Raw genomic sequence first — 4,692 nt, 5'->3', positions numbered from 1 at the left:
TTGTCCCCCCTTAACTATATATTACATCAATCTCTTTTATTAGTCGAACTTGATTAGGGGCGGACAAATGTCCTTATTATGATTTATAAAATTATAATCTAAAATACAAAAGCAAATCTATAATAATGTTGCAAATACTTCTTTATCTGGAGAAGAAATCATAATTCTATTAAATAACATTCCTGAATCTTTACCAGTACTAGCTCCTGCTTTTAAGGATTGTTCAACAGCACTAACATCTCCAGTAAAACTAACATAAGCTTTCCCCCCCAATCCAGTTCCAAGTCTTACCTGAATCAGATCTACTTGAGCAGCCTTAGCAGCTGCATCAGCTCCAATAATCGCACTAGCTATACCAAAATACTCTAATACTCCCACAGCATTAATTTTTTTAATTTCAGTAGTACCATTAATAGCACTCAAAATCTGCTTATGAATTCTTGGAATAACCATATGATCTACTACAAATGGATCACCTGCAGCTACACCAGAATCAACTGATGAATTTACTGCTCCAACTTTTCCCGAAATTAATATGGTATATTTACCTGGACAAGTAGGTTGAGCAAGTATTAAATCAATATCTGCTGCTTTTTTCATTATATCTGCAACTTTTATACCTTGACTTATTGAATTAAACTCTAATAGTCCAATTGTAGTAATCATGATACCACCTCTGATTTTTTAATTATTATTTCATTATCATCTGCAAAAACTACTTCCCCTTTGATAGAAGCATGAATATTTATACTTAAAGTATCTTCTTTAGCTTTGGCTATTAAATCTCCTTTATTAACTTTATCTCCTAAAGCAATTTTTTTAACTGCGGGGGCTCCTATATGTTGAGTAAGTTTAATTTTCACTTTGTTTATATTAGCTTTTATATTTTCGTTTATTTTTTGGTTTTTATATTTTGAAAGGTCAATTCTTGCAATCTGTCTTTCAGTAGGGATTTTTCTAAAATCACGCATTAGATTTGGCTGATAATCTTCATTTTCACTTTCATATTTTTCACTAATTTCATTTTTATAATAAACATTAACTAATCTTGGAGAAAGTCCCATTGGGCAAGCATAAAGTTCACAAATCCCACATTCACAGCACAATTGGGCTGATTTTAATACTTCCTCATCATCCGAATATGCAAGTGCCCGCATTATTTTATGGGGCTCAAGCTCATGACCTATTAAAAAACGAGGACAAAAATCTGTACACATTCTACATTGTATACAGGCAGCTTTAGCTTGGTTTTTTATATGTTCTATGCTCTGTTTATTTCTTTCGATTATAAAATGATCTTTAGGTACAACTATAACAGCACCATCTCTTTTAGTTATAGTAACATCTCCTACTTCTTCCTGACCATAATTCTTACCCATCATAGGCCCACCAAGAATAACTGAATATTCAGAGATGCTGCTTCCCCCAGCAATTTCTATACATTTTTTTACTGAAGTTCCAATAGGAACTTTAATTATACTTGGGTTATTTACTTCACCTAAAACAGAAACATACTTATCTGTGACAGGCTTATTTTTTATAGCAAAATAAGTATTCTTTAATGTACCCACATTTGTTACAACTGCCCCAACATCTATTGGGATACCACCTTCGGGTACTGTTCGTCCAGTTATTTCATAAACCATAATTTGTTCATCACCGGCAGGATAAAAACTATCCATTAAAAAAAACTCGATTTCATAATTCTTTTTTTTACTAATTTCTTTTAAACAAGTTATTTCTTTTTTATATTTCTTTTTTAATGCAAATACTATTTTTTTTGCTTTAATATTTTCTGCAACCAAATATATAGCTTCAATTATTTCTTCTGCAAAATTGCGCATAAGATATTTATCAGTCATTAATAAAGGCTCACATTCAGCACCATTTATTATTAAATATTCGGCTTGACAATTATATTTAACATGAGTAGGAAAACCAGCTCCACCAGCTCCTACAACTCCTGCTTTATATATATCATCAATTAAACTCATATTAATACTCCTCTCAATAAACAACTAAGAATTTATATAATTGAGAAACCATCTACTAATACACATCTTCTTTTACGTGTAAAACTTCTAGCAGATGTTAAGCCTTCTCCAGTAGGACCAGCAATAGTAAAAGTAGCATATCCTTCTCCACCTGCTCCAATACCAGCATATGAAGGAGCATTTTTTACATAAATAGTTGTTTCAATTTTTTTAGCAAATTTTGTTAAGTTATCTACATTTTTAGAATGGATCATAGCGGTATGACGATTTCCTTCTTCAATATCGACTCCCATTTCCATGGCCTCATTAAAATCCTTAGCTCTAACTAGAGGAATAACTGGCATTAACTGTTCTTTCTGAACAAAAGGATGCTTTAAATCAACATCTACAACTACTAAACGCAAATCTTCATTTTTAGCTTTTACTCCTGCCTTGTCTAATATATACGATGCATCTTTACCAACTAAATCTTTATTAATGGAACCATCATCATTTAATATTACTCTCTCTAAAGCCTTTATATCATGAACTAATTGAGCATTTTCAGCAGTCATTGCCTCTAATAGAGAATCGGCTATAATTTCTAATGCCACAATTGCTTTTTCTGAAGTACACGGTAAATTATTGTCAAAACTTGCTCCATTTATTATATCTTTTGCCACTCTTTTTAAATCCACAGTATCATCTACTAAAACTGGTGGATTACCAGCTCCAGCTCCAATAGCTTTTTTCCCAGAAGAGAGAGCCGCATTTACTACTCCTGGTCCCCCAGTTGCAACAATCATTGCAATTCTTTCATCTTTCATACAACTTTCAACTGTTTGTAAAGTAGGCTCATTTACAGCAGTTAGTAAGTTTTCTGGACCTCCAGCATCTATAATTGCTTTATTTAGTATTTCAATAACAAACTTAGAAACTTTTTTTGCACCTGGATGACTATTAAAAACGACCCCATTACAAGCTGCAATCATTGAAATTGCATTTGAAATAATAGTTTCAGTTGGATTTGTTACAGGTGCTATTGCACAGATCACACCAAAAGGTGCTTCTTCTACAATAGTTAAACCCTTCTTGCCACTATAGGCTTCAGTCCTTAAATCTTCTGTTCCTGGCGTTTTATTAATTGCTAAATTATTTTTAATTATTTTATCTTCAACCCGCCCCATCTCAGTTTCTTCTACAGTCATTTTAGACATTTTTTCTACATACTTAGAGGCAGCTTCACGCATAGATTTAATAATTTTTTCTCTATCCTCAATAGAATAGTTTAACTGTAGACACTCTTGTGCTTTGACAGCTGCTGAGATTGCATCATCCATATTAGAAAATATACCGTTATTTTTTTGTTTAAGATTAATATTTTTATCTTTCTGCTTATTTAATGAACTAATTACTTGATTTACAATATTGTTTAACTCGTCTTTTTTTATTTCCAATTTTCTTCCCCCTTTGCTTAAATCAATTAGTTGTATATCTATTTACAAAAAAATCGACTCCAAATTCAGCTACTTTTATATCTTCCTGAACACTACCACCACTAACACCAATTGCTCCGATCACTTCATTATTAAATTTTATTGGTATACCTCCACCAAAAATAACTATATTCTCACAACTTGTATCAAGACCATACAACATTTCCCCGGGTTCAGTTAAAGTTTTTAATTTTTCTGTAGTCATCCTTAAAGAATAAGCTGTATAAGCTTTAGCAGGTGCTAACTCTATACTAATTGGAAGTGCACCATCCATTCTTTTAAAGTGAACTAGTTGTCCATCATTACCAATAATAGCTATTGACATTGGAATATTAATTTTTTTTGCTTTTTCAAAACATTTATTAGCTATATTTTCTGCTATTGTTAAATTAATTTTCATTTTTATCACCTTTTGGGGCTAAAACTTTCAAAACTCTCTCAGTAATTTGTTCAATCAAATTTCTATTATCAGAAACTCTTGCCATGATATACAATAAATCAGAAAGCCGATTTATATAACTTTTTAGAGTGTTTGAATATAATAAGTCTTTCCCTTCAGCTGCAACCATTCTTCGTTCAACTTTCCGACATATGGTTCTACTTATATCAAACAAACTTCCTATTTCACTTTCTCCAGGTACTGTAAATCCATTAAAGTCAAGTTTGGCTTGATATAAATCTAACTTTTCTTCGATATAATTTAATTTAGACTCTCTAATTTGTTCTTTCGGCTTTTTAGAAAGAGAAGCCAATTCTGCTGCGACTGTAAATAGATCTTTTTGAACTTGATAAATAATTTTTTTAAAATCGGAATATTTGATCTTAGAACGAATTAAACCGAGATATGAATTTAATTCATCGACAGCTCCATATGCTTCAACCTGTGGATCAGACTTTTTTATTCTTTCTCCACTTAAAAGGCTGGTATTACCCTTGTCTCCCCGTTTAGTTGCTATCGACATTTTTACACCTCCCTAAAACTCACTTTCGTCCAACTCTATATCATCAATAATACCAACTATAGCCATATCAATTGGGCTATCAGAAAACTGATCAACTTTACGTGCAGCACTTCCCTTCGCAACTAAAACTCTTTCCCCAACTCCTGCACCAACAATATCAATTGCAACTAAGCAATCTTCTTTTTTGGGTTTTCCAAAAAGCGGTTTTATAACAAGTAATTTAGAACCCCTTAAAGACTCATCCTTCTGGGTTGCAACAAC

General features: G+C 32.1%; 6 protein-coding genes. All 6 read right to left on the bottom strand.

The genetic code is table 11. The annotated features are described in order from the left end of the window. Positions 1 to 117: 117 nt before the first annotated feature. Positions 118 to 666, bottom strand: coding sequence for a BMC domain-containing protein (locus CI949_RS17080; protein ID WP_133505780.1), 549 nt, complete (start codon positions 664 to 666; stop codon positions 118 to 120). Beyond that, a complete protein-coding gene (locus CI949_RS17075; protein WP_133505779.1) occupies positions 663 to 1,994 on the bottom strand; it encodes a 4Fe-4S dicluster domain-containing protein in 1,332 nt (443 codons plus the stop codon). The genes CI949_RS17080 and CI949_RS17075 overlap by 4 nt, the downstream gene beginning before the upstream one ends. A gap of 32 nt (positions 1,995 to 2,026) precedes the next feature. Continuing rightward, entirely contained in the window at positions 2,027 to 3,430 is a 1,404-nt protein-coding gene (locus CI949_RS17070) for an aldehyde dehydrogenase family protein (protein ID WP_290768571.1), read from the bottom strand. A 22-nt stretch (positions 3,431 to 3,452) separates the two neighbouring features. After that, the gene (locus CI949_RS17065) at positions 3,453 to 3,869 is read right to left on the bottom strand and encodes a heme-binding protein (protein ID WP_290768568.1); all 417 of its coding nucleotides are present in this window, start codon (positions 3,867 to 3,869) and stop codon (positions 3,453 to 3,455) included. Continuing rightward, positions 3,859 to 4,431 (bottom strand): cob(I)yrinic acid a,c-diamide adenosyltransferase, encoded by a 573-nt coding sequence (locus CI949_RS17060; RefSeq protein ID WP_290768565.1) that lies wholly within the window; start codon positions 4,429 to 4,431, stop codon positions 3,859 to 3,861. Before CI949_RS17060 ends, CI949_RS17065 begins: the two co-directional genes overlap by 11 nt. Before the next feature lie 12 nt (positions 4,432 to 4,443). Beyond that, on the bottom strand, positions 4,444 to 4,692 hold a 249-nt coding region (locus tag CI949_RS17055), incomplete at its 5' end, for a EutN/CcmL family microcompartment protein (protein WP_290768562.1).

The sequence above is a fragment of the Halanaerobium sp. genome (assembly GCF_003070835.1).
This window is presented reverse-complemented; position numbering and strand designations above follow the sequence as displayed.

Coding starts and splice junctions, on each gene's coding strand:
- CI949_RS17065 (WP_290768568.1), bottom strand. CDS start 3,869: ATGAAAATTAATTTAACAATAGCAGAAAATATAGCTAATAAATGTTTT.
- CI949_RS17060 (WP_290768565.1), bottom strand. CDS start 4,431: ATGTCGATAGCAACTAAACGGGGAGACAAGGGTAATACCAGCCTTTTA.
- CI949_RS17080 (WP_133505780.1), bottom strand. CDS start 666: ATGATTACTACAATTGGACTATTAGAGTTTAATTCAATAAGTCAAGGT.
- CI949_RS17075 (WP_133505779.1), bottom strand. CDS start 1,994: ATGAGTTTAATTGATGATATATATAAAGCAGGAGTTGTAGGAGCTGGT.